The 21,999-nt window shown below is 37.7% G+C and carries 20 protein-coding genes and 2 pseudogenes; 11 read left to right on the top strand and 11 right to left on the bottom strand.

The window, feature by feature from the left end; genetic code table 11:
* Positions 1–2: 2 nt before the first annotated feature.
* The 4 genes from LJE11_RS02635 (at position 3) to LJE11_RS02620 (ending at position 3,973) form a co-directional block, all read left to right on the top strand.
* On the top strand, positions 3–1,295 hold the full coding sequence (locus tag LJE11_RS02635; protein WP_119199936.1) for a B12-binding domain-containing radical SAM protein: 1,293 nt from the start codon (positions 3–5) through the stop codon (positions 1,293–1,295).
* 40 nt (positions 1,296–1,335) lie between these two features.
* Complete coding sequence (locus tag LJE11_RS02630) at positions 1,336–2,181, top strand: ABC transporter ATP-binding protein (protein ID WP_025579363.1); 846 nt, start codon at positions 1,336–1,338, stop codon at positions 2,179–2,181.
* A 2-nt stretch (positions 2,182–2,183) separates the two neighbouring features.
* Positions 2,184–2,834, top strand: a complete 651-nt coding sequence (locus LJE11_RS02625) for an ABC-2 transporter permease (protein WP_025579365.1) — start codon at positions 2,184–2,186, stop codon at positions 2,832–2,834.
* Between the two features lie 368 nt (positions 2,835–3,202).
* On the top strand, positions 3,203–3,973 hold the full coding sequence (locus tag LJE11_RS02620; RefSeq protein ID WP_119243120.1) for a hypothetical protein: 771 nt from the start codon (positions 3,203–3,205) through the stop codon (positions 3,971–3,973).
* Positions 3,974–4,287: 314 nt separating this feature from the next.
* Here the strand turns inward: LJE11_RS02620 and LJE11_RS02615 are convergent.
* Positions 4,288–4,482 (bottom strand): annotated as a pseudogene (locus tag LJE11_RS02615) (transposase domain-containing protein); the annotation flags it as partial.
* Positions 4,483–4,536: 54 nt separating this feature from the next.
* On the opposite strand from LJE11_RS02615, the pseudogene LJE11_RS02610 reads away from it, so the two are divergent.
* Positions 4,537–4,779: pseudogene (locus tag LJE11_RS02610) on the top strand (transposase domain-containing protein); the annotation flags it as partial.
* A 159-nt stretch (positions 4,780–4,938) separates the two neighbouring features.
* On the opposite strand, the gene LJE11_RS02605 reads toward LJE11_RS02610, so the two are convergent.
* The 6 genes from LJE11_RS02605 to LJE11_RS02580 all read right to left on the bottom strand — a co-directional run bounded on the left by LJE11_RS02605 (position 4,939) and on the right by LJE11_RS02580 (position 10,409).
* Complete coding sequence (locus LJE11_RS02605; protein ID WP_227295473.1) at positions 4,939–5,166, bottom strand: hypothetical protein; 228 nt, start codon at positions 5,164–5,166, stop codon at positions 4,939–4,941.
* 2 nt (positions 5,167–5,168) lie between these two features.
* A complete protein-coding gene (locus LJE11_RS02600; RefSeq protein ID WP_227295471.1) occupies positions 5,169–7,145 on the bottom strand; it encodes an HD domain-containing protein in 1,977 nt (658 codons plus the stop codon).
* A gap of 302 nt (positions 7,146–7,447) precedes the next feature.
* Positions 7,448–7,981, bottom strand: a complete 534-nt coding sequence (locus LJE11_RS02595; RefSeq protein WP_015526878.1) for a hypothetical protein — start codon at positions 7,979–7,981, stop codon at positions 7,448–7,450.
* Positions 7,981–9,198 carry a MarR family transcriptional regulator gene (locus tag LJE11_RS02590; protein ID WP_227295469.1) on the bottom strand — a complete coding sequence of 406 codons (1,218 nt, stop codon included), beginning with the start codon at positions 9,196–9,198 and terminating at the stop codon, positions 7,981–7,983. The genes LJE11_RS02595 and LJE11_RS02590 overlap by 1 nt, the downstream gene beginning before the upstream one ends.
* Positions 9,199–9,573: 375 nt before the next feature.
* On the bottom strand, positions 9,574–10,137 hold the full coding sequence (locus LJE11_RS02585; RefSeq protein ID WP_022380558.1) for a GNAT family N-acetyltransferase: 564 nt from the start codon (positions 10,135–10,137) through the stop codon (positions 9,574–9,576).
* A 41-nt stretch (positions 10,138–10,178) separates the two neighbouring features.
* Complete coding sequence (locus LJE11_RS02580) at positions 10,179–10,409, bottom strand: hypothetical protein (protein ID WP_022380557.1); 231 nt, start codon at positions 10,407–10,409, stop codon at positions 10,179–10,181.
* 359 nt (positions 10,410–10,768) lie between these two features.
* Here LJE11_RS02580 and LJE11_RS02575 point away from each other — a divergent pair, with 359 nt between their 5' ends.
* Positions 10,769–11,506: a LytR/AlgR family response regulator transcription factor gene (locus LJE11_RS02575; protein WP_022380556.1), complete on the top strand. Its 738-nt coding sequence runs from the start codon at positions 10,769–10,771 to the stop codon at positions 11,504–11,506.
* A gap of 268 nt (positions 11,507–11,774) precedes the next feature.
* On the opposite strand, the gene LJE11_RS02570 is transcribed toward LJE11_RS02575, so the two are convergent.
* The 4 genes from LJE11_RS02570 to LJE11_RS02555 form a co-directional block, all read right to left on the bottom strand.
* Entirely contained in the window at positions 11,775–12,968 is a 1,194-nt protein-coding gene (locus LJE11_RS02570) for a DHHW family protein (protein ID WP_022380555.1), read from the bottom strand.
* A gap of 12 nt (positions 12,969–12,980) precedes the next feature.
* Complete coding sequence (locus LJE11_RS02565; protein ID WP_195981387.1) at positions 12,981–14,369, bottom strand: MBOAT family O-acyltransferase; 1,389 nt, start codon at positions 14,367–14,369, stop codon at positions 12,981–12,983.
* 155 nt (positions 14,370–14,524) lie between these two features.
* Positions 14,525–15,001, bottom strand: a complete 477-nt coding sequence (locus tag LJE11_RS02560; protein WP_025579382.1) for a DUF4358 domain-containing protein — start codon at positions 14,999–15,001, stop codon at positions 14,525–14,527.
* Positions 14,998–15,792 (bottom strand): GDSL-type esterase/lipase family protein, encoded by a 795-nt coding sequence (locus LJE11_RS02555; protein WP_008707883.1) that lies wholly within the window; start codon positions 15,790–15,792, stop codon positions 14,998–15,000. Before LJE11_RS02555 ends, LJE11_RS02560 begins: the two co-directional genes overlap by 4 nt.
* Positions 15,793–16,100: 308 nt before the next feature.
* On the opposite strand from LJE11_RS02555, the gene LJE11_RS02550 reads away from it, so the two are divergent.
* The 5 genes from LJE11_RS02550 (at position 16,101) to LJE11_RS02530 (ending at position 21,977) form a co-directional block, all read left to right on the top strand.
* Positions 16,101–16,961, top strand: coding sequence for an HdeD family acid-resistance protein (locus LJE11_RS02550; protein ID WP_055054050.1), 861 nt, complete (start codon positions 16,101–16,103; stop codon positions 16,959–16,961).
* Between the two features lie 7 nt (positions 16,962–16,968).
* Positions 16,969–17,805 carry a hypothetical protein gene (locus LJE11_RS02545; RefSeq protein WP_022380551.1) on the top strand — a complete coding sequence of 279 codons (837 nt, stop codon included), beginning with the start codon at positions 16,969–16,971 and terminating at the stop codon, positions 17,803–17,805.
* A 55-nt stretch (positions 17,806–17,860) separates the two neighbouring features.
* A complete protein-coding gene (locus LJE11_RS02540) occupies positions 17,861–18,643 on the top strand; it encodes a prolipoprotein diacylglyceryl transferase (RefSeq protein WP_008707888.1) in 783 nt (260 codons plus the stop codon).
* A 60-nt stretch (positions 18,644–18,703) separates the two neighbouring features.
* Entirely contained in the window at positions 18,704–20,425 is a 1,722-nt protein-coding gene (locus LJE11_RS02535; protein ID WP_227295466.1) for a S8 family peptidase, read from the top strand.
* 160 nt (positions 20,426–20,585) lie between these two features.
* Positions 20,586–21,977 carry a uracil-xanthine permease family protein gene (locus LJE11_RS02530; protein ID WP_022380549.1) on the top strand — a complete coding sequence of 464 codons (1,392 nt, stop codon included), beginning with the start codon at positions 20,586–20,588 and terminating at the stop codon, positions 21,975–21,977.
* Positions 21,978–21,999: the final 22 nt, after the last annotated feature.

Below are 21,999 nucleotides of genomic sequence, written 5' to 3'. Positions count from 1 at the left end.
GAATGAAGGTTGAAAAAGTCTTATTGATTAATTGCACATTGGATAAGCATAGTAGGGCTAAGATTCATAATGTAGTATCATCACCCAATTTAGGTCTGCTCTCAATTGCGGGTGTACTGATAATGCATGGATATGATGTGAAAATATTAGATTTTTTTGCTGATTCAATAAAGAAAGAGCAATATAAGAAAATATTAGAAGAATTTAATCCAGATGTGATTGGATATTCTGTATATACAAGAACTGTTCCGTTTTTAAGAAGGATGGTTGAGCTAAACAAAAAGATAGGGTATGAGGGAATTACAGTGGTTGGAGGACCACATCCATCATTTAATGAAAGAGAAATGCTTGATGATATAGGAGCAGATTTTGTCATTAAGGGGGAAGGTGAGTTTACATTTTTAAAACTCCTTGAAAGCTTAAAATATCCTGTACAATATCCAATCAGTAGAGTAAAAGGAATTAGTTATAGGATTAAAAATGATATATACATATCAGAAAAAATAGAATATATAGAAAATCTTGATGCATTACCGTTACAAGCAATTGGAATTATTGACCCAGAGAAGTATTCAACAGCATTTACACTGATTACAAGCAGGGGATGTCCTGGAAATTGTGTTTATTGTGCATCTAGAGCGTTGTCTGGAAATAAATATCGAATGCGTTCCGCAGAGAATATAATCTGTGAAATTTATTTTCTGAGTGAAAAGCTGAATTCCAGAAAGTTTTTAATTTTAGATGATACATTTACGGCTAATAAGGAAAGATTAGAATATTTTTGCTTATTACTCTCTAAGTATAACGAAAAGTATGCATTTAGAATTGAGTCGCGCGTGGATGCTGTTAGAGAAAAAGATATAGATGCATTGAAGAAGGTAGGGTGTGAAGTTATTCACTTTGGAGTGGAAAGTGGTTCACAAGAAATAATTAAAAAGATTGGAAAGAATATTAATTTATCTTGGGCAAAGGAAATAATGTGTTATGCGAATAAGCAAAATATACATGTAGTTGCAAGTTTTATAATTGGTCATTTCTGTGATACAGAACGCACAATTCAAGAAACGATTAGTTTAATGGAAATATTAAGAAATTCTGGAATAGAGGTTTCGGTTGCTGGATGCGTACCATTTCCGGGAACACCTTTATATGAGCATAAGGATAAACTGGGAATTTCTATACACGCACATTCATGGCAAGAATATGATTTTAGTAATATGATTATTAGTACCTCTTATTTAAGCCAAGAACAATTAAGGGAGTTACTGTTTAGTGCTGTGACGAAGATATCTTGATATATTTAGAAAGGAATATAGGTGAAAAAACGTGAAGACAATGGATTTAACAGTAAAAAATTTATCAAAGCAGTTTGTGGATTTTAAGCTTGATAATATTTCGTTTGAACTACCTCGGGGAAGTGTTATGGGACTCATTGGACCAAATGGTTCAGGTAAAACTACGACAATAAAGCTTATTCTTAATATGTTGAAAAAAAATCAGGGGAAAATAGAAATTTTAGGATATGACAACATAAAAGAAGAACAAATAGCTAAAGAAAACTTAGGAATTGTTTTTGACTCCAATTACTTTGTGGATGAGTGGAATATGAAGATGGTAGAAAAAGCAATGTCTAGATTTTATAAGACATGGAACCATCTACGATTTTATTCATATATTGAACAATTTAAAATTGCAAAATCAAAAAAGGTAAAAGAGTTATCAAAAGGAATGCAGATGAAGTTAATGTTAGCATGTGCGTTTTCGTATGATTCAAAACTGTTAATTTTAGATGAGCCTACTAGTGGATTAGATCCAGTATCAAGAGATGAGCTTCTTGAGATTATTGAGAAGTATGTAGAAGATGGGAAACATAGTGTACTATTTTCTACACACATCACAAGTGATTTGGAAAAAGTAGCTGATTATATTACCTATATCAATTATGGAGAGTTGATATATAGTGGAGAAAAAAAGAAATTATTAGAAGAGTTTTATGTAATTCGAAATGTAAGAGAGGAAATACCTATTGGGATTAGAGAAAAATTAATTGGTGTAAGAAAAACGAAAGATGGAGTGCAGGCGCTTTTGAAGAAAGAGTATATAAAAGAGATAAGCGGCTTGGGTAGGATTGAAAAAGCTACATTAGACGATATAGTTGTTTTTACAAGTAAAGGAGAATAGATATGGCAAATATTATAAAGGCTATGAAATTGGATTTTGATTTGGTAAAGGTATATGTAAAAGCTATTTGTTTTACATTACTAATTCCAGTAGTGTTTGCAATAATAAATCGTTCATTGATGACAAGTGTTTCCTTTGCTACATGTTTTATTGCTATGGCATCTGGATACACATTTTCAATTTCTGAAAAAAATGGAATGGAGCGTTTATATGGGATATTGCCTATTACAAAAAAAGAATTTGTTTTAGGGAGATATTTGTATACAATTATTATGGGTGGAATTGCAGTTCTATTTTCCTGTATTGTTCATCCAATAGTATTATTCATATTAGGCGATAAAGTGACATGGCAGCAGATAATTTTTACATTTCTATATGGAATACTCTTGTATAGCATTTATACAGTTTTTCAATTGCCAGGATACTATAAATACGGATCTATTAACGGAAGGATGTTTATGTATATACCGATTATTGGTTTTTTACTTGTGTTGTTTGGAATGGAAAAAGTTAATTTAAGTAAAAATGGATTTGCAATAAGTATATTTAGTAATTTGGGTATATTAGCGGCTGTGATAACATTTGGTATTATTTTAATCTACACAGTATCAATATGTATTTCTATTAGGATTATGAAGAATAAAGAGATATAGGAGATGGTTATATGGATTTGACGATTTTAATCGTTGTAGGCCTTATTCTTTTTATAGGAATTCCAAGGAGAAATCGCTATGGGAAAAATAAGAAAGAGGATAAAGAGAAGGATTGAAAACAGTTTAAAGTTTTGGCTTAATGTAATATAAGCAATGTTCTAAACACAATATTATGAAATTGCTGTTAATAACAATATGCCATCAGGTGGGGGGTAAAATCACTGCTATGGAGAGGGCTTTATACCAGAACTCAGATATAATATTATCGGATGAGTCTGTGCAGTATTAAATATCAATGCATAATACCAGTTTTATTTGAGAAATGAAGATATAGGTTATATCAATTAGATTTTATAAAGGAGAAATATATGGAGAGAGTTTTGATAATATCATATGTTATCAGCATGATATTCACGGCAGGCTTTATATATTGTGTTTATAGGGAAAAATACTGGGTTTTTGAATTTGTAAATAGAATCAAGAAACCGATACAGCAAATCGTCTATATTTTGCTTATGCTCCTATCATCGTATGCATACATTGGTTTTTCATTATTTATAAAAGATAACTTTAATGCTTTGATATGTTCAGTGTTATTACTTTTTTCAATTTGGGCTGCAGACGTCCTCTTTTCTATAAGCTTTAAAGAAAATAGTTTGAAGTTAGGTGACAAAAAACTATACATTTTTATGGCGTATGCGGGAACTGGTATATCGGGATTTATTATTGCATATCAAGAACAGTCGAAATCGTTTTTCGTAATTTCAAGTATAGCAATCAGCGTTTTGATAGGGGCTTATGTACCTTTTACATTATTTTTAGAGGATGGGAAAAAAGGAAAAGTAGAATTACGAAGGATGAAAGAAGAATTGAAGGAAAAGTATAAGAAGATACTTCGTGAGTGTAAAACTAAAAGGATTTTTTCTACTACTCTAGTATTTGTGATAATATATGGTATTTTATTGGAATTGGCGTTATCTCCTGCTAAAAATCTCATCAATGATATTGGCTCAGGTATAGGAATGGGGATGGTTACGGTGACGGTAGTTTTTGTTGGGGCGCTTGAAGTAAAAAAAAGGTTGGCGAAAAGCAAGAATAAAGGAGATGAAGCAAATCAAGAGAAAACTGATGAGGAGTAGAATGAGGAGTTCAAGTTTGTGAAGATTCTCGTTTCAGGGGTTCTTCCGCTTTTTTCGTTTTAGATTGTAGCCCAATTCTAGAATCAAAGAGGGGTGTTAGATTTTTCCTTTTTAATGTTATAAAATATGGAACTTTGCGGAAGAATTACAGAAAGATACCGACCGGTTCTGCGCCAGGCATCATGGTTTCATATTTGATTAAACTAATTATTCGAGAATTCTCCTAATACATATGGAGTAAGCGCAAAATATTGCTACGCCACTCATAAATTACGCTTGCACCAAAATGATAGATGCAAGCGTTTTACTCTATTTTAGTTTTGATAGTTCACTTTCGCAGTATCGCTCCATGGAGCAAGCTGCTCCAGCTGTTCATTTGACATTTTATCATTTGGTCGTTGTGATAAGAGATAGGTCAGATATTTATAAGTGTTTAGAGCATTCGTTTTTGCCATTTCAACCATAGTATACACAGTGGCATTGGCAGTGGCTCCATTAGGACTGGCACTGCCAGTTTTTCCGGTTATGTTCTTAAGCACATAAAAAGAAGAATTGGCAGATGATTGATTGATACGATTCATGGAGCCAAATCTTCCGCAATCATTTACAGTATTGTAGAAACTGCAAAAGCCAATAATCTGAAATATTTTGATTATGTACAGCATCTCTTGGAAGAGATTCCGAAACACATGAATGATAAGGATTGTTCTTTTCTGGAAGAGCTTCTGCCTTGGTCGGAAAAACTTCTGGAGGGATCTGCAAAGCTTAAATATCGGTGGCTGCAAAGCAGCCGCCTAAAAATGTGAAGATACTCGCTATTTTACGTTTACTATTTTGCGCTTACCATAGGGAATTGGAAACGGTCTCAAATATTACTTACTTTTGAAAATGCATAAAAATCAGCAATACTTTATACATTAAGCATTGCTGATTTTTTTTAGGGTATATATTGATTTTTCAATAATTTATCTGCTACATACAAAATAATTTCTGATATTTTGTACAATCAGACCAGATTGTATGAAATCATTCACCTCCGACTGGACAAATTCCTGTGTTAAATCAAGATGATATTGATGCAAGTCTTCTACTAATTCAGAAATAGTAAATTCATATTTCTCTTTTGAAAAAAGATGGTTATAAATAATAAATTCAACATTTTTATTAGCATCATTCACTACTACTTTGCACATACTCAATCCTCCATTTGCATAATTTGATTTTGCAAAATATTATTTATTTTGTTAACAATGTTACTACCAATTTTTTTACCGATGCTTTCAAGCAATAGTTCTCTTTTTTCTTTTATTATACTATCCCCATCTTTCATTAATATATAGATATAAAAAACAGGAAGATAATCTGAATCTAACCGTAAAATATCTGAAATGCCGCTAATATCATTTAATGTATATATGTTTTCGTGATAATCATAAAAATAAATTGGATTATTTAATCCTATGGAAATGTTCTTAAATACTGTTATTCTATCATAAACTTTAACATTTGTAAATATTTTCTCGGTTTCTGCTTCAACAATTTCTTTTATAAAGTTTTCAAAAGAGTCTAGTTGTATAGCTTTATAATGCTTTGAAATATACGCTAAAATAAAACCTTTCGGTATTCCAGGGGCATTTCCTAATATTTGTTCTATAAAATCTAATGTCGCTTTTATATCAAGTGTTGCACCTCCGGGAGGGGTTTCTTTTGGCTTTTTATTAGACATTTCATTGATTTTTGTAACTAATTGTTCAATAGTTTCTCGACTATCTGATAATGTTTTTTTGACTGAATCATCGATGATTTTAAAGTTTTCACTTCGCTTAATTAAGGAATAATAGCATTTTGTATTGCGTAATAATTCTGATAACCTCTGTGATAATATATATTCGGAATCATTCGATTTTATTTTGGTATTGCGATAATAATCAGTATAGAAAATTTGTTTTAATATGGTCATTAACCAAGAATCGTTCCATTGTGATAACGCATTTGATTTTTCTGTACTTGTAGCTTCTCCTAGTGGAAACCATAATCCAGATATATCAAAAGGGATTACCATTTTGTTGCTGGTCGTTGTATCAGTGGGAATTCCTTTTAAATATTTTTTAACAAGATCCCGTACTGTATACTCTAAAAGATAATCAGTTTTGATTACTCGATGGTGGTAGATAATATCTTTGTAAATATTATATCTGCGTTTTATAAAATCTTCTATGGAATTTACCGCTTTTAGTGGAAAACAAAAATATATTTTACTTTCATCTATGATGATCTGCATATCATTAATAATTCTTTTATAATCAATGGTTCCAGAATTCATACCTGAATTAATAGAATCACGGGTTACATAATCTAACCGATCACCATCAAGGCTACTATCTATTATTCTATGAAGATATTTAAAATTACCACATTCTGAAAAGATCCTTTTTACGCCTTCTAAGATTAGTACCTCAAATAGATTTTCATTGTATCGTTCATCTTCATCTGAAATGGGACAAATAATACCTCTCAAGATGCTATCACTTATCTCATCACCCATCTGTTCGTGTAATTTTTTGTTGTCTTCAAAATATTTTGACATTACTTTAGTAAACTCATTTAACGAATCGTTTTGGGATGGATTTTGATTTTTATTTTCTTCATATACTGCTTTTAGCGCGTATTCAACAATATGACTAAAAGGAGGGTGACCAATATCATGTAGAAGGGCTGCTGCTCTAATTGATTGAATCAGTATCAAATGGATAACTTGATAATTGGTAGGTACATTATTTGGTATTAGAGAATATCTAAATTTGTCAAGCTCAATTGGTGGAATATTAGATGGTGTCATTCCACCTAACATTTGTTCACAGAACTGTGAGTTTTTTGCAATTTTGCTTATAATTGAAACCAGCTCTTGTTCAAAAATTTCATATAATGTGTTCAACGTAGTCTCAGAAGAATTCAAAACAGAATAAAAAAACATGTCTGAGCATAGCTTCATTGTGCCGATAGAATGTTCGAATCGTTTAGTCCTATTTGTTGGAAAAGTCAAATATACAGTAGAATTTTGGTAAACATCATGTAAACGGTTAAAACCAATGCTGGAAATGATTCTTTTTTCATATTCTGATAGTGGAATCAATCCATGAATTGTATCATTCAAATAAATCCCCTTTTTCAAGAAAATCTCCTCCCTTTTGTGTTTGTAAAGTAATTATACGCTATTATTCTACAAAAGGCTACTGTATTTTGGCAAATGATTTTGATTTTAAGTGACTTAATACTGTATGCAATTTAATACGTTAAGTTAATGACAAAACGTATATATTTTATTGTGTGAATTAGTTTAATAAAGAGACTTTATCAACATAAAACCAGGCATAAAATAACTAAGGATACAAATGGTGCTAGCAAGGCTGTTAACCACCATTTGTATCCTTATGCTTTTCAGAAATAAAGTTTGATTATTCGAAAATGCAGATTTTATTTGGGGAAAAATTTATTTAAAGTTTCCAGTGTCCCTTTTGCAGAAAATCCCCATAGTATGCTGCTAAGAGCGTTAATAGCAGCCTGCCTCCTTCGGTAGTACGTCCGATAGGAGATACTGGGAACGTGCTTTTCCAACTCTTCCAGGATTTCCTCTGTGTTTTTCAGTTCATGAGGAGACAGAAAAGCGTAATATAATATCCAGTAATATTCTTCCCCATGTTTATGATTTTTCCGGAGCAGATCCACAGAAGAGAGAAGCAGTTTTATCATTTTATTGCTGCGGGCAATGCTTTTTGCCCATTCTTCAATCTGGCTGTCTCCCAGATCTGCTCCTGCAGCATAGATGGAATCCAGAAATTCGTCTACACTGGTGTTGTATTCCAGTTGGAACTGAATTTCTACCTGCCGAACAGCAACCATCAGGCTATAAGTAGAATCCCGGTAACAACGGAGAAGCTTATAGGTATCATGGTACAACGGATTATTTTCTACTTCAGCAGAAACAGGGTGGTGATTTTTCTTTGCCATTATACAACCCCTCCTTTCAACAGAACTTCTGGGATTTCAGCGAAGGCAGGTAAGGTATGCTGCAGAGGCGGAGTATGCCCTGGGACGTTGGTGACGGCGGGATTTTCCGGTTTTAGTTTTAACTCAAACTGATAGGCTGCTTTCCCCCAGGGGCAGATAATACGTAGTGAATATAGATATATACTATCTTTGCAGGCTGATAAAGGAGATAATATATACTTTGTTTTGGGGCATCTACAACAAGAAATGCCTTGTATTTCCAGTATTTCAGCGACTTTGCGAACAATGGCTTTGATGTGTGATTCTGGAACGCAGGAGCCTTCCTGTGAAACAATGATTTGTTCGTCAGTAATAGATTCTGAAACGCATTCAGAATTGTTTTTAACAGGCAAGGTGTCTTCGGGTATATGTATTGGCAGTTGCATTTTCATGGCAATTTCCTCCTTATCAATCATGACATCACTGATATTAAACATAACGGACAGATAATTACGCAGATATACCATGCTGCCATGTTTCCCGGAATAGGAAATCAGTGTGATCATGTCGGTATCTTCAAGTTTTTTTAGCAGACGGGACACAGAAGATTTCGACTGTTTCCAACGTCTGGCAAGTTCCTGATAACAGAATAAGGGATTTCCAGTCTGATTGCGAAAATATACTACCGGACCGGCATCAGAGCCTTGCACAGATGGATCATTATAGACTGCATGAATCCAAAGATCCAAAAGAGCATCCATTTCCGAACATTTTCCCAGTCCGATTAGTTTATGAACATCTGCAATTGGAAAAAAGAAAAACCCGATGTCTTTTTTGCATGGGTAATTATAGGAAAGGGCAGTATTATCTTTTGGCCAGTCTTTGATCTTGTATTGGATAATCTTATTTTTTTCGTGCAGTGAGTAGGTTAGAAGGTTTTGCTCAACCAGGGTATCCAGTATGGATATGACCTGGTGCTGGAATTTTTGGCGGAAGTAAATCTGTAGTTCTTTAAGAGAACAGATCCATTCGCCAGGAACAACTTTGTAAGTAAGGTGTTCGATGTTCCGATAAGAGGAACTGTAATTTGCATAAGAACATAAAATGAGAAAATAAAAAAGACAGGAACCTCCGTTGGTACGGATGCTTCTGTCTTTCATAAGGGTTTGTATAAATTCCCGGTAAATCCGGCAGCGTGGAAAATCCACAATTTGTTTTAACTCTAATTGATAATTCACGATAAACCTCCATATAATATTGTAGTTGTAGTAAAATAATTGTAGACGAAAGATACTAAAATGTATATAATATGCCCATAGGGGTGCTAAGTGGCATAGATTTGGCACAGTAAAATACCTGATATGGCATGAAAGCAACATGAAAATTAGGGTGGATATAGGGTGGACAGTTTGGAAAACCTTAGAGTTTTAGCGGGTTCCAAGGATTTTTTCCGGGGTCTGCAACACCTCTATCCCCGGTTCAAATCCGGGTGGCACCTCTTGAAAAACCTTAGAAATATCTTCTAAGGTTTTTTTGTGTTAATGTATACTGACACTTGCGATAGTGACACAGGATGGATTCTGATAATTTCTGGAAGTCACAGAAATAACAGGCTACAGGAGAGGGAATTTCGGTGGCTCCTGAACTGTTAGATGTTCACCGATCAGCTTCTCCATCCAGACCATATTATACCAGTGGTTGAATTTGTAACCGCATTTATGGAACTCACCTACAAGACGATATCCCATATGAGTGTGAAATTCTACACTGTTTTTGTCAAGATGTTCATCTTCCTTTGGAGGATAGGCAATGCAGGCATTCATATTCAAGATACCCTGTTCACGTAAAGCGGTTTCAAGGGCATCATGAAGCCTGCGGCCTATCCCTCTGTGTTTAAGAGACTGATCAACATAAATAGATGTTTCCACAGCCCAGTCATATGCAGGTCTTTCATGGAAAGGACCTGCATATGCATATCCAAGCAAAGTTCCTTTTTCCTCAGCTACAAGGTAAGGGTATTTTCTCAGAGTGTGTTGAATCCGGGAAGCAAATTCTTCTGTGGAGGGAACATCATATTCAAAGGTGATGGCTGTATTTTCTACATATGGTCTGTAAATTTTAAGCAGTGCCGGTGCATCTGCAGCAGAAGCGGTACGGATTATTATTTTATTGTCCATGATAATTTCCTTTCTGAAGTGTGTTTGAAAAATATATGTAACTATTCATCAAATTCTGCAGTCACTATAAAACCTCGCGGTGTATGTTCAATATTTTTTACGATTCCTTTTCTGGATTTGATGCGTTCTGCATTGGGATAACAGCCGGACATTGCCACAGCCGGTTCAATGATATAACTGTAATTCATAAAAGACTGATATTCGGAAATTTCTATTTCATCTCCCACATTTATTAATCCTTGACGTTCCATTTTAAATTTTTCCTGACGCATATAATTCCTTCTTTCTGTGTCAAGCGGATAAAATCATCCGCTTTGCTACGCAGCTTTACACCGAATAACTGCTCCGCAGGGGACTTACCTGATTCGGTTAAATAGAGTAACAGTTCAGTATATGATTGTTTTACCAAAGTGCTGTCATAAGTGAAGCTGCCATATAAGTATAACACAAAAAAAGTAAACAACAATGATTGTTATAAAAAAGTAAAATAAATGAAAAAAGTACTTGAATACGTAGGATTAAGCATATATAATTAATAGAAATTGTGCTGTTTACAGATAAATGTCAGAACTTTGCGACTGACAGGATTTTGGAAGCTGCTTTTTATATTGATACGGAAAGGGGAAATTACATGAAAACGATCGTCGTTTGTGATGATGTTGAGATTGAAAGACTTCTTTTAAAAGAAATATTGTGTCAGTATTTTGAAGAAATAAATGAAGAGGTTTCAATTGTAGAATATGATTCAGGAGAGACGCTTATAGCCGATGTGGAAGAAGGATACATTGCTATGGATCTGCTTTTTCTGGATATTTGTATGAAGAAACTTAATGGAATGGAAACTGCAAGAAAATTGAGACAGATACAGTGTAAGGTGCCGATCATTTTTCTTACCGCCTCACCGGATTATGCCATAGAGAGTTATGAAGTACAGGCTTCCGGATATTTGTTGAAATCATTTTCAGAAGAGAAACTGATGAAACTTCTGAACAGGATTCTTAAAACGGATATGAAAAGGCGTGTTGCGATTAAAAACAGAAGACAGTACCGTTATCCATGTACAGATGATATCATGTATATTGACAGCAATAAACATAATGTCACCCTGCATCTGTCAGATGGTTCCGAAATTATAACAGTGGACAAGCTGGGAGAAATTGAGAAGAGAATTAACGAGAAACGTTTTCTGCGCTGCCATCAGAGTTATCTGGTAAATATGGATTATATTAAGGATGTAGAGGACGATTTTATTATGGAAGATGGAACACTTGTGCCTATACGTGTTCGTGGGCGGAAAGAAATACTGGATACGTACTATGATTATTTTGTAAATCATTTTGGAGACTCAAAGGACACTTTTGCAGAATAAATTGCTGAATTTGCATAAAATGAAAAGAGGGCGTAAATGCTGATATAATACACATTAAGGTACAGCTGATATAAAAAACAGATAAACTGGGAACGGGGAATGCAAGACACAGTATTATTGTTTTAAATCAGTCGTTATACCTGACCTATTATTAAAAAGTGTGTGAAAAGTGTGTGTTATAAAATGTGTGTGAATGTGTGAAAAATCCCCACCGAAAGTCAATGTTTCCTCGGCATTGAGATTTCGGTGGGGATTTTTTGATATAATATTATCTGATATCAGATGTATCAGAAGAATCCTGTTCAGCAGTTGTCAGGGCAAGCTCCAGAGAAGTGTCTGTGAAGAAGGTATTAGCATTATACAGGTACAGAATTTCCTGAACATTTTCAACCTGCATTAACTGCTCCAGATCTCCAAAGTAATAACGGGGATCAATCATTATGATCTTTCGGTAATGCTGAGCAAGAAATGGGATGAAGCTGTTTGCGTATGAATCCTTAAGCACAAGCAGTGTATTATCTGTTTCAGTAGGAGTACTGATCTTTATCTGAGCGTGGTTTCCACCAAAGAATAATGCATATTTATCTCTTGTCTCAAGTTTCTCGGTATCATAGAAGCTGGCACTTTTTTTCTGTTCGTCTACATAATTAACTACAGAAGAGAGCGCCTGATCTCCGGTGGGGAGAAATACATCGATCTCATCTTTTTCGCCGGAGCGGAAACCGCTTTTGGCAGACAGTGTTCCCTGAAAAGAACGGGTGACAGGTGCTTTGTCATAAGTGTCTGCTGAAGTATCAATTCCCATATCTTTGGCTGCCTTAAGATAGGCATAATAAGCACCTTGGGTAGTCCAGTGATGATCAGTGTGATAATAGAGGTCTTCCATTTTGTGATCTTTAAAAGTGCTGCGAACATCAATAAAGGTCACACCTGCATCGGTCAGGGAGGCAGAGAGGCTGTCAAGCCAGGAATTCTGATCCTGGACAGGGGCAAAAGCAGGAAGCCTGTCGCTCAGGATATTCACAGAATTTGGGGCGATCAGTGCATATTGTTTCAGATCAGAATGTTTTTGCGCAAAGTCAGTCATTGCTTTTACAGTGGCGTCATACTGTGTCTGATCAGGCGCTTTAAATTCTTCCATAAGATATCCGGATTTTCCAACGTATACGCCATTAGATTCTACTTTTCCCATCAGACGGTCAGTTCCGGCTTTCAGGGTAATCCACAGATCGCGAAGTGGAAACTGATCATTTTCATAGGTTTCAAATTGTTTTTCAAATCCGCCGGAAGCAATCTGACTGCCGTTTAAATGAGGCAGGGAAGAAAGTACGCGGTTTTCTTTTTCAGAAAATCCTCTGTCAGGAAGCACAATGCTCAGAATGAGTACGATCAAGGGGATAAATAAAAACAAAAGTCCCATTCTGTGGAAAAATAAACGATAATTTCTTAATGATTTTTTCATATTGTTTACCTTCTAAAATTTTGCATATAAAAATGGTGTGTAAGAGTTATAAACCATATAGGCAATCGATAATGCAAATAAAATAAGATTTATGATCACTGCAGCAACAGGTCTGCGTCTGACCAGACGCTTAAAGTACTGGTAAGGAGCAGGACGGCACATAAGAATACTGATCAGAAGAAGGATAAATCCTGTCTTGAGGTAGTAAAGTGCAGTTTTGTCTATGAAACCGGAAGCTCCGATCCCAAACATAGTTCCAAGGTAATGGCCAAGGGCACCAAAGTCTGTCTGGCTGAAGAATACCCATCCGATCATGACTACAAGCATAGTGTATACAGTGCAAAGCCAGGATGGTATTTTTTTCAGATATTTCTGAAGTACAAATTTTTCGAGTAAAAGGAAGAGTCCGTAATAAACACCCCATAGTACGAAATTCCAGCTTGCACCATGCCATAGACCGGTAAGTGCCCATACCACAAGGATATTTCGGATATGTTTCAGAGTGGAGACCCGATTACCGCCAAGCGGGATATAAATATAATCTCTGAACCAGCTTCCAAGAGAAATATGCCAGCGTCTCCAGAATTCAGAAACACTGGTGGAAATATAGGGATAATCAAAGTTCTTATTAAAATCAAATCCCAGCATTTTTCCCAGACCGATGGCCATATCCGAATAGCCGCTGAAGTCAAAATAAAGCTGCATTGTATAAGCCAGAATGCCAAGCCATGAAGTAAATACAGACATCTGTGGATGACCACAGATACTGCTGTATAAAACCGAGAGATTATCTGCCAGAAGAACTTTCTTTGCAAGACCTTTGACAAAAAGCTCTGCACCGATACCGAATTTGGAGATATTGATGGTGCGCTGCTTCAGCTGCGTCTCTATATCCGTATATCGTACGATTGGTCCGGCAGAGGTATAAGGAAACATTGTGCTGTATACGGCAAAGGCCAGGAAATTTCGCTGCGCACTGACCTTACTTAAATAAATATCAAAAAGATAGGACAAATTACGGAAAGTGTAGAAAGAAAGTCCTATCGGCAGCGAAAGTTCCGGATGAGGGATATGGATACCGATGATTCCTCCGATTGTGTTAAGTAAGAATCCATAATATTTAAAAAACACAAGTACTGCAAGATTTATAATGATCGAGAAGATCAGATTAATTTTCTGTTTCCTGTCATCATAATATAAACGTTCCAGTTCTGTACCCATATAATAGTTGAAGATACTGGAAAACAGCATGAGAATCACATATACAGGTTCTCCCCAGGCATAAAAGATCAGACTGCCCAAAAAAAGCAGCAGATTGCGGAGCTTTCCCGGTACCAGGTAGTAGATCAGCATGAAAACCGGAAGAAAGCAGAATATAAAAAATATACTGTTGAATACCATATTAAAAGTTCTCCAATCTGGATATTATGAATATTATAGTAATTCTCTTAACTGTATTTTCTCTTAACAGTATTATTAAGAGGACTGCCATAGTAATGGTTCTGCAGTCCATTAGCGTAAAATGCGGAACAGTTACGAGGATTAAAGTAAAATGCTTATATCATGGAAAGAAAGGCAGTGCGCCAGTTCTGTGCGTCTGCGCCGCACATATAATATACATAGTTTCCTTTTTTTCCAACAACTGCATTGTTCAGAAGAGCCATCTGATCTGTGCCATATCCCTCAAATACCTGCTTCTGACCGGAGAGATGGGCGTTTGCATTTTCAAGCAAAGTATTTGCCTGGGTATTGTCAGTGGCTTTCATAATACAGATTTCTTCTACTGCCATGGGTGAAGCGGCTTTGTAGAAGAAATAACCGTCAATATTGCGGTCATCTGTCTGATAATAATGTTTCAGATCAGAACGTGCTTCTTTATTCAAAGAAGTGATATCAGAATCCTGTTCCATAGTCTGTGCAATCTGTTCCATGGGTACATTCTTTGCGCTGTCGGAGGTATACAGGACAGTCAGATACGCGATAAGGAAAAGAACAAATGCACCTTTGATAAAAATATGTAAATAATTTTTCATGCCTTTAACCCCGCAATCTGTGCCATATTTGTCAGCCATTTGGGATAGTAGTCCTGAATCACATGTTCACCGTCCGGTTCATACAGATTCTCTGAACTGTCTGTTACAATCGTTGAATTGTCAATAAAGGTACATCCCATTTCCTGACAGAGTTTGATAAGTCCTTCATTATAATCAGGGTAATATCCAAGATCAGGAGTCTGTGCGATCGCTTCATCAGTAATCGGCAGAATGCAGTTGATATAAATTGGGACATCTGGTAAGGCTGTCTGGATTTTCTTTATCTGCGTCCTGTATGCATCAATAAATTCTGATGAAGCCGAACCATATATTTCCAGGTCGTTGGAACCAAATGCCATGAATACATGAGAGGGATTCAGAGCAATTGCCGTACTGATCTGATCATCGGCTGCACCTACATTTAATCCTCGTTTGCTGACTACCACATCCGTATCCAGATATCCGTATTCTACGATGGATTCTGTGATAGAGTCACCGATGATGACGTTTCCGGCAAAAACCTGTCGGATTTCTACATCACTTAACAGGGTAGATCCGGAACCGTCTGAAGCATCAGAACCGGAAGAAATGCCGGTTGTCTGTTTCAGAGCCTGAAGCTGTTCTTCTGTCTGTGAAATGTCTGAATTTTCCAGAGCCTGAAGGCGGGCTACATTTTCTTTACAGACAGAATCATTCTCATTTCCGCGGGTGCATAAAAAAATCACTGCACCGGCGAGTATAACACCGACAGGGATAAGAAATAAAACTTTATTCTTTGGTTGTTTTTTCAAAATAAATCCTTCCTATGGAAAAATATCCATTTTATGACATAGTTTTATTTATAGCAATACTCTCAAATGTATTATTTATGAGTATCGCTATAATTATAATACGCACTAAAAAAACTTCAAGGAAAAATTCACAAATTTTACACAAAGTCATGCAGTTGCCTGTGGACGAAGAGAAAGAAAGAAGTTATACTATTTTAGAAGAAATGGAATAGTATTTTTAACCGAATCAAGTAAGTCCCCTGCGGAGATTGCGAAAAGCAATAAGAGTGGGTGTGGACTTGCTATCATACAGTCAGGAGGAAAAGGTTATGGGGAAAAAAGTTTCTGATTTTTTAAAAAGCGAGATTTTATCATCGGTTTTTTATCTGGCATTTGGTCTGTGTCTGCTCCTGGTTCCGGACCAGACCGTAAACATTATCTGCAAGATTGTATTCGGACTGGTAATGATCGCTTCCGGTATTTATCATATTGTTATTTATACAGCTGAGAAGGAAAAGGCAACGATTCTTGATCTGTTTACAGGTGTGATCGTCATGGTGCTTGGAATTTTTCTTTTCTTTACACCGCAGATCGTGATCAAAATCCTGCCATATTTACTGGGAGCCTTGGTACTGGTTGACAGTATCTGGAAGATAAAGGGAAGTTACAGACTGAAAAAAGCCCATAGAGGACGCTGGAAGATTATTCTTATTGGCTGTCTGGTATTTATTGCGCTGGGTGTTTCCATGTTGCTCTATTCTTTTTTGAGTGTAACCCGGATGATCCTGTTTTCCGGAATTATTCTGACTGCTGATGGAGTGGCAGACATTGTATTTTTGATCATGATTCGTCTTGGAATGAAAAAATCCGAAAAACTCTGTGCTGAAAAAGAACAGGAAGAGAATGGCAAAGAGAAACCATGGGATGACCCGGCAGATGCAGGTCTGGACGAAAAAGTGCAGGATAAATCTTTAAATGAAGATGAAACAGAATGGAAGCAAGATACAGATTCTCAGGTTCAGGAAGCGGAGATGGAAATAGAAACCGGGAAGACTGCAGATGCAGCAGATGCAGACGCCATTCTGGATGCAGAGATGCAGACTCCGGATGAAGGCGTGGAAAGTCCCGGCAGAGAAATCCGGGAAATGCTGAAAAATCATGATGAACCGCTGGAAGAATGGAAGGACTGAGTGAAATATGCAGGAACAGAATCCCATTGTACTGATGAATTTCTCCGGAATTTACAGAGAAGAAGAATTCTGGAAAAACAGACAGGTATCCTGGATTGAGCTTCAGGATGTCTGTGGGACAAACTGCTATTGTGATGAGGAAGCAATCGCAGAGATTAATAAACGAACAGAAAATTATCCAACTGCCGGAATCCATTTTATTGATTCCGGCAATTATCACTATATGACAAGACTTTGGCTGACAAGAATGGATCAACCGTTCTGTCTGCTGGTATACGATAATCATACAGATATGCAGCCTCCGGCTTTTGGTGGGATTTTGTCGTGTGGAGGATGGATCGCGGCAGCGTTGGAGGAACTGGAGAATCTGAAATATGTGATCCTTGTGGGACCGGATGAAGCAGCCTATGAGCAGGTAGATGAGAATCTGAAGGACAGAGTGATATTTCTCTCCAGAGAGAAACTTCAGGTGATGAATGATGAAGAGAGAAACTGGTTTCTCAGGGAAACAGTCAGTGAAGTATGTAATTGGAGAAAATCGGAAGGTTTACAGGAAGATGCTGAAAAATTCCTTCCATTATATATATCTGTTGATAAAGATGTGCTTTGTACAGAGGATGCACAGACGACATGGAGCCAGGGGGATATGAGGCTGACAACTTTGGTGTCCGGTGTACAGACTGTATTGGAATGTGCAAAAGAAAGCAGTGGAAAGATTGCCGGTGTGGATATCTGCGGAGAAGCAGATGCGGAAGCGGTACATGAGAATGAAGCCAATGATTATGCAAATGAAAAATTGCTGGAGGTTTTTGAAGGTTTATTTGGGAAATCCGACTGTGAATAATAAATAAAATGAGAGAGTGACAGGAAGTATTTTAAGATTTGAGAGGATTTGAGACATGCATAATGAATTGTTGCATATAGGACCGTTGACGGTATATGGTTATGGATTTATGATTGCCATGGGAGTATTGGCTGCCTGGTTTGTGGCTGAGCAGAGAGCGCGTAAACTGAAACTTGCATGTGAACATATTTTTTATCTGGTAGTGTGGTGCGCCATTGGTGGATTTACATCTGCGAAGATTTTGTTCTGGATCACCAACTGGAGGGAATTTCTGCAGAATCCAAGGCAGATCATAGGATCAGATGGATTTGTGGTATATGGAGGAATCATCGGAGGAATTCTGGTGGGCTGGCTGTACTGCAGGATAAAGAAGTTGAAATTTCTGGAGTATTTTGATCTGATGATGCCATCCATTGCACTGGCACAGGGATTTGGCAGGATTGGATGCTTTCTGGCAGGCTGCTGTTATGGGAAAGAAACTTCAGGGCCTCTGGCGGTTACGTTTACAAATTCAGATTTTGCACCCAACAATGTTGCTCTGATCCCGACACAGATTTATTCCGGTTTTTTGGATTTTGCCCATTTTCTGCTGCTGCTTTATGTGGCAAAGCATAAGAAAGCAGATGGACAGGTGGCTGCCTGCTATCTTATTTTCTACAGTATAGGAAGATTTGTGATCGAATTTTTCAGAGGAGATATTGAAAGAGGAAGCGTAGGAGTATTGTCGACTTCGCAGTTTATCAGTATTTTTACAACTGTGGCTGGAATTATATTATTACTGACTGTTGTGAAGAAACAAAAGCAGGAAGCGAATATCAGTCTGAACAGTAAAGGTTAGAATTGTCATAAAGAGCATATATTGTGCATATCATGTATAAAAAATCCAGGGAGGACAGTAATGTTCGGACCTGACGATTTTGAAGTGCAGATACAGCAGGAAAACCCCCCGGGCATTTATGCTGAGCCGTCAATACCGCCGGCACAGGATGAAGAGTACGGGGATTTTATTGTAAAACATGGACAGAATATGGGTGGAAAATTTCTTCCTGTGAATGAATTGTTTGGAATTCTATATATTCCGCTGAATGAGATTGGTTCGCTGGAAATTAATTCCTATACGTATGCATCTTTGCCGAAGTGTTATACATTTATGGATGCGGATGCATTAAATTCATCCGGGATTACGCGGTTACATAATCATCCCTATCTGAAACTTCAGGGAGAGGGCACAGTGATCGCAGTGATTGATTCCGGGATTGATTATCTGAATCCAATCTTTCGAAACGGAGATGTAAGCCGTATTGCATATATCTGGGATCAGACAATTCCGGGAAATGAGGATGAACAGGTTCCTTATGGAAAGGTTTTTACCGGAGAGGAAATTAATCAGGCATTGCTGTCGGAGAATCCACAGGAGATTGTACCCTCATTGGATGAGAACGGACATGGTACAGCTATGGCAGGGCTGGCAGCAGGCAATTTTGTACCCACAGAAAATTTTTCAGGAGCAGCTCCGAAAGCAACGATCATTGTGGTGAAATTAAAGAAAGCAAAATCCTATCTGAGAAAATTTTACCAGTATCCGCCACAGGCACCGGTATTTCAGGAAGACGACATTATGCTGGGGATTTCTTTTGCAGTGAAGATGGCACAAGAGATGGGAATGCCGGTTTCCGTTTGTCTGGGACTTGGCACCAATCAGAGCGCACATGTTGGTGACAGTGAGCTGAGTCGATATGTAGATTATATTAATGAAGATTCTCAGGTATCAGTATCTGTGGCAGCAGGAAATGAGGGTGCAGCACAGCATCATTATACAGCAGAGTTGGACTATGTGAAAAATCAGGATACTGTTGAACTTCGTATTGCGGATAAAGAAGAAGGATTTTCCATGGAATTTTGGGGAGATCCGCCGGATGACTATGGGATATCGTTACAGTCACCGGCAGGAGAAAAGCTGTATGTGAGCAGTTCTCTTGGTGCAGGTACTCAGGAATTAAGTTTCATTTTTGTGGAGACGAAAGTGCTGGTCAATTACGTAAAGATGGAGCGGATGACCGGGAAACAGCTGATTTATTTTCGCTTCTTTCATCCGGCAGCAGGTATCTGGAAGGTAAATGTCAGTAAAAAAGGAATATCGGGAAGCAGGTTTCACATGTGGCTTCCGGTGCAAGGGCTGATTTCGCCGGATACTTATTTTCTGGAGTCTACACCTTATATAACTGTTACTGCACCTGGGGATTCAACCAGAGGTATTACGGCAACAGCTTATCAGTATCTGGATAACAGTCTGTATTTTCAGGCTGGGCGAGGGTTTACTCCAAATAACCAGGTGACACCTGATCTGGCAGCACCGGGAGTAGATCTGCTCATTCCATTGCCGGGAGGGGCGTTTGGAAAGGCTTCGGGGAGCAGTCTTTCTTCGGCTGTTGTTGCAGGAGCAGCAGCATTGGTGCAGGAATGGGCGATCGTGAGAGGAAATATTCCTTATGCATCGGGAAATACGGTGAAGTTTTATCTGCAGAAAGGGGCAGTGAGAGAAGAACAGATGGAATACCCCAATCCGGGATGGGGATATGGAAGACTGGATCTGTATCGGACATTTGAGATTATAAACTGAAAGGTTTATGAAATACTGGAAAATACATATAAAAGATAAAATAATAACCAAATTTTAAGAGTAAATATTGTATAGTTTTAGACCAAAAATAATTAGGCTGTCTAATTGTTTTTTTGGACAAAAAATGTTACAATCGTACAAAAGAAATTGGGAGGCAATTATGAAGAGAGGCAGTATTTTTGAAACTGACGGAATCCCCCGCATGAGTGAGGCTTTACCCCTTGCCATGCAGCATGTCGTAGCTATGATCGTTGGCTGTGTCACACCGGCGATCATCGTTTCCGGAGCAGTTCCAGGCGGACTCTCCAGAGAAGACCAGGTTATCCTGATCCAGTCGGCACTGGTCATTGCAGCATTGTCAACTTTGCTTCAGCTGTTTCCGATTGGCGGAAAGGCGAAATTTGCAATTGGCTCAGGCCTGCCTATTATCATGGGTGTCAGCTTTGCTTACGTGCCAAGTATGCAGGCGATAGCGGAATCGTATGGAATAGCAGCAATCATGGGTGCGGAGATTGTTGGTGGTGTCGTAGCAGTTGTTATGGGTTTGCTGGTCAAGAAGATTCGGGTATTTTTCCCGCCGCTAATAACAGGAACAGTTGTATTTACCATCGGTCTTTCCCTGTATCCGACTGCCATTAATTATATGGCAGGCGGTACCAGCAGTCCGAATTACGGATCCTGGCAGAACTGGGCAATTGCATTTTTCACGCTGATCGTTGTTACAGCTCTGAATCATTTTGGAAAGGGAATCTGGAAACTGGCATCTATTCTGATCGGTATTATAGTGGGATATCTGGTTTCTATTCCGTTTGGAATGGTAGATTTCTCAAGCATAGGGGAAGCAGGTGTCTGTCAGCTTCCATCTCTGATGCATTTTGGAGTACAGTTTGAGCCGTCTTCTTGTGTTGCACTGGGAATTTTATTTGCTATCAACTCTATTCAGGCAATCGGTGATTATTCAGCGACTACGATCGGAGCTATGGACAGAACACCTAAGGATGATGAACTGCAGCGTGGAATCGTTGGTTATGGTCTTTCTAACGTTGTAGGCGCATTGCTCGGCGGACTTCCCACAGCAACATACAGCCAGAACGTTGGTATTGTTACAACTACAAAGGTTATCAACCGTTGGGTACTGGGACTTGCAGCTGCAATTCTCGGTATAGCAGGTCTGGTTCCGAAATTCTCAGCTATCCTGACAACGATTCCTCAGTGTGTACTGGGTGGTGCAACTGTGTCTGTATTTGCATCGATCGCAATGACAGGTATGAAGCTGGTTGCTTCTGCTGAGATGGATTACCGTAATTCATCTATCGTAGGACTTGCAGCTGCACTGGGAATGGGTGTATCTCAGGCAACAGCTGCACTTGCAAGCTTTCCCACATGGGTAACAACAATTTTCGGTAAATCACCGGTTGTCCTTGCAACTATTATTGCAGTAATGCTTAATGTGATCCTTCCGAAAACACGGGATGAGCAGAAAGAAGAGGCAAAAAAAAAGATTAAAATAGAACAGAAACTGGAAGAAGACCACAGGGAATTCGGGGAATAAAAACAGAAACTGAATATGGGAA

The organism is Blautia sp. DFI.1.216, assembly GCF_020594215.1.
Taxonomy (GTDB): Bacteria; Bacillota; Clostridia; order Lachnospirales; family Lachnospiraceae; genus Blautia_A; species Blautia_A wexlerae.
Note: the sequence above shows the minus strand (reverse complement) of the source record. Positions and strands in the feature narration are given on the sequence as shown.

Coding starts and splice junctions, on each gene's coding strand:
- LJE11_RS02595 (WP_015526878.1), bottom strand. CDS start 7,981: ATGGCAAAGAAAAATCACCACCCTGTTTCTGCTGAAGTAGAAAATAAT.
- LJE11_RS02570 (WP_022380555.1), bottom strand. CDS start 12,968: ATGAAAAAATCATTAAGAAATTATCGTTTATTTTTCCACAGAATGGGA.
- LJE11_RS02535 (WP_227295466.1), top strand. CDS start 18,704: ATGTTCGGACCTGACGATTTTGAAGTGCAGATACAGCAGGAAAACCCC.
- LJE11_RS02625 (WP_025579365.1), top strand. CDS start 2,184: ATGGCAAATATTATAAAGGCTATGAAATTGGATTTTGATTTGGTAAAG.
- LJE11_RS02530 (WP_022380549.1), top strand. CDS start 20,586: ATGAAGAGAGGCAGTATTTTTGAAACTGACGGAATCCCCCGCATGAGT.
- LJE11_RS02545 (WP_022380551.1), top strand. CDS start 16,969: ATGCAGGAACAGAATCCCATTGTACTGATGAATTTCTCCGGAATTTAC.
- LJE11_RS02565 (WP_195981387.1), bottom strand. CDS start 14,369: ATGGTATTCAACAGTATATTTTTTATATTCTGCTTTCTTCCGGTTTTC.
- LJE11_RS02630 (WP_025579363.1), top strand. CDS start 1,336: ATGGATTTAACAGTAAAAAATTTATCAAAGCAGTTTGTGGATTTTAAG.
- LJE11_RS02540 (WP_008707888.1), top strand. CDS start 17,861: ATGCATAATGAATTGTTGCATATAGGACCGTTGACGGTATATGGTTAT.
- LJE11_RS02550 (WP_055054050.1), top strand. CDS start 16,101: ATGGGGAAAAAAGTTTCTGATTTTTTAAAAAGCGAGATTTTATCATCG.
- LJE11_RS02585 (WP_022380558.1), bottom strand. CDS start 10,137: ATGGACAATAAAATAATAATCCGTACCGCTTCTGCTGCAGATGCACCG.
- LJE11_RS02605 (WP_227295473.1), bottom strand. CDS start 5,166: ATGTGCAAAGTAGTAGTGAATGATGCTAATAAAAATGTTGAATTTATT.
- LJE11_RS02575 (WP_022380556.1), top strand. CDS start 10,769: ATGAAAACGATCGTCGTTTGTGATGATGTTGAGATTGAAAGACTTCTT.
- LJE11_RS02580 (WP_022380557.1), bottom strand. CDS start 10,409: ATGCGTCAGGAAAAATTTAAAATGGAACGTCAAGGATTAATAAATGTG.
- LJE11_RS02560 (WP_025579382.1), bottom strand. CDS start 15,001: ATGAAAAATTATTTACATATTTTTATCAAAGGTGCATTTGTTCTTTTC.
- LJE11_RS02635 (WP_119199936.1), top strand. CDS start 3: ATGAAGGTTGAAAAAGTCTTATTGATTAATTGCACATTGGATAAGCAT.
- LJE11_RS02620 (WP_119243120.1), top strand. CDS start 3,203: ATGGAGAGAGTTTTGATAATATCATATGTTATCAGCATGATATTCACG.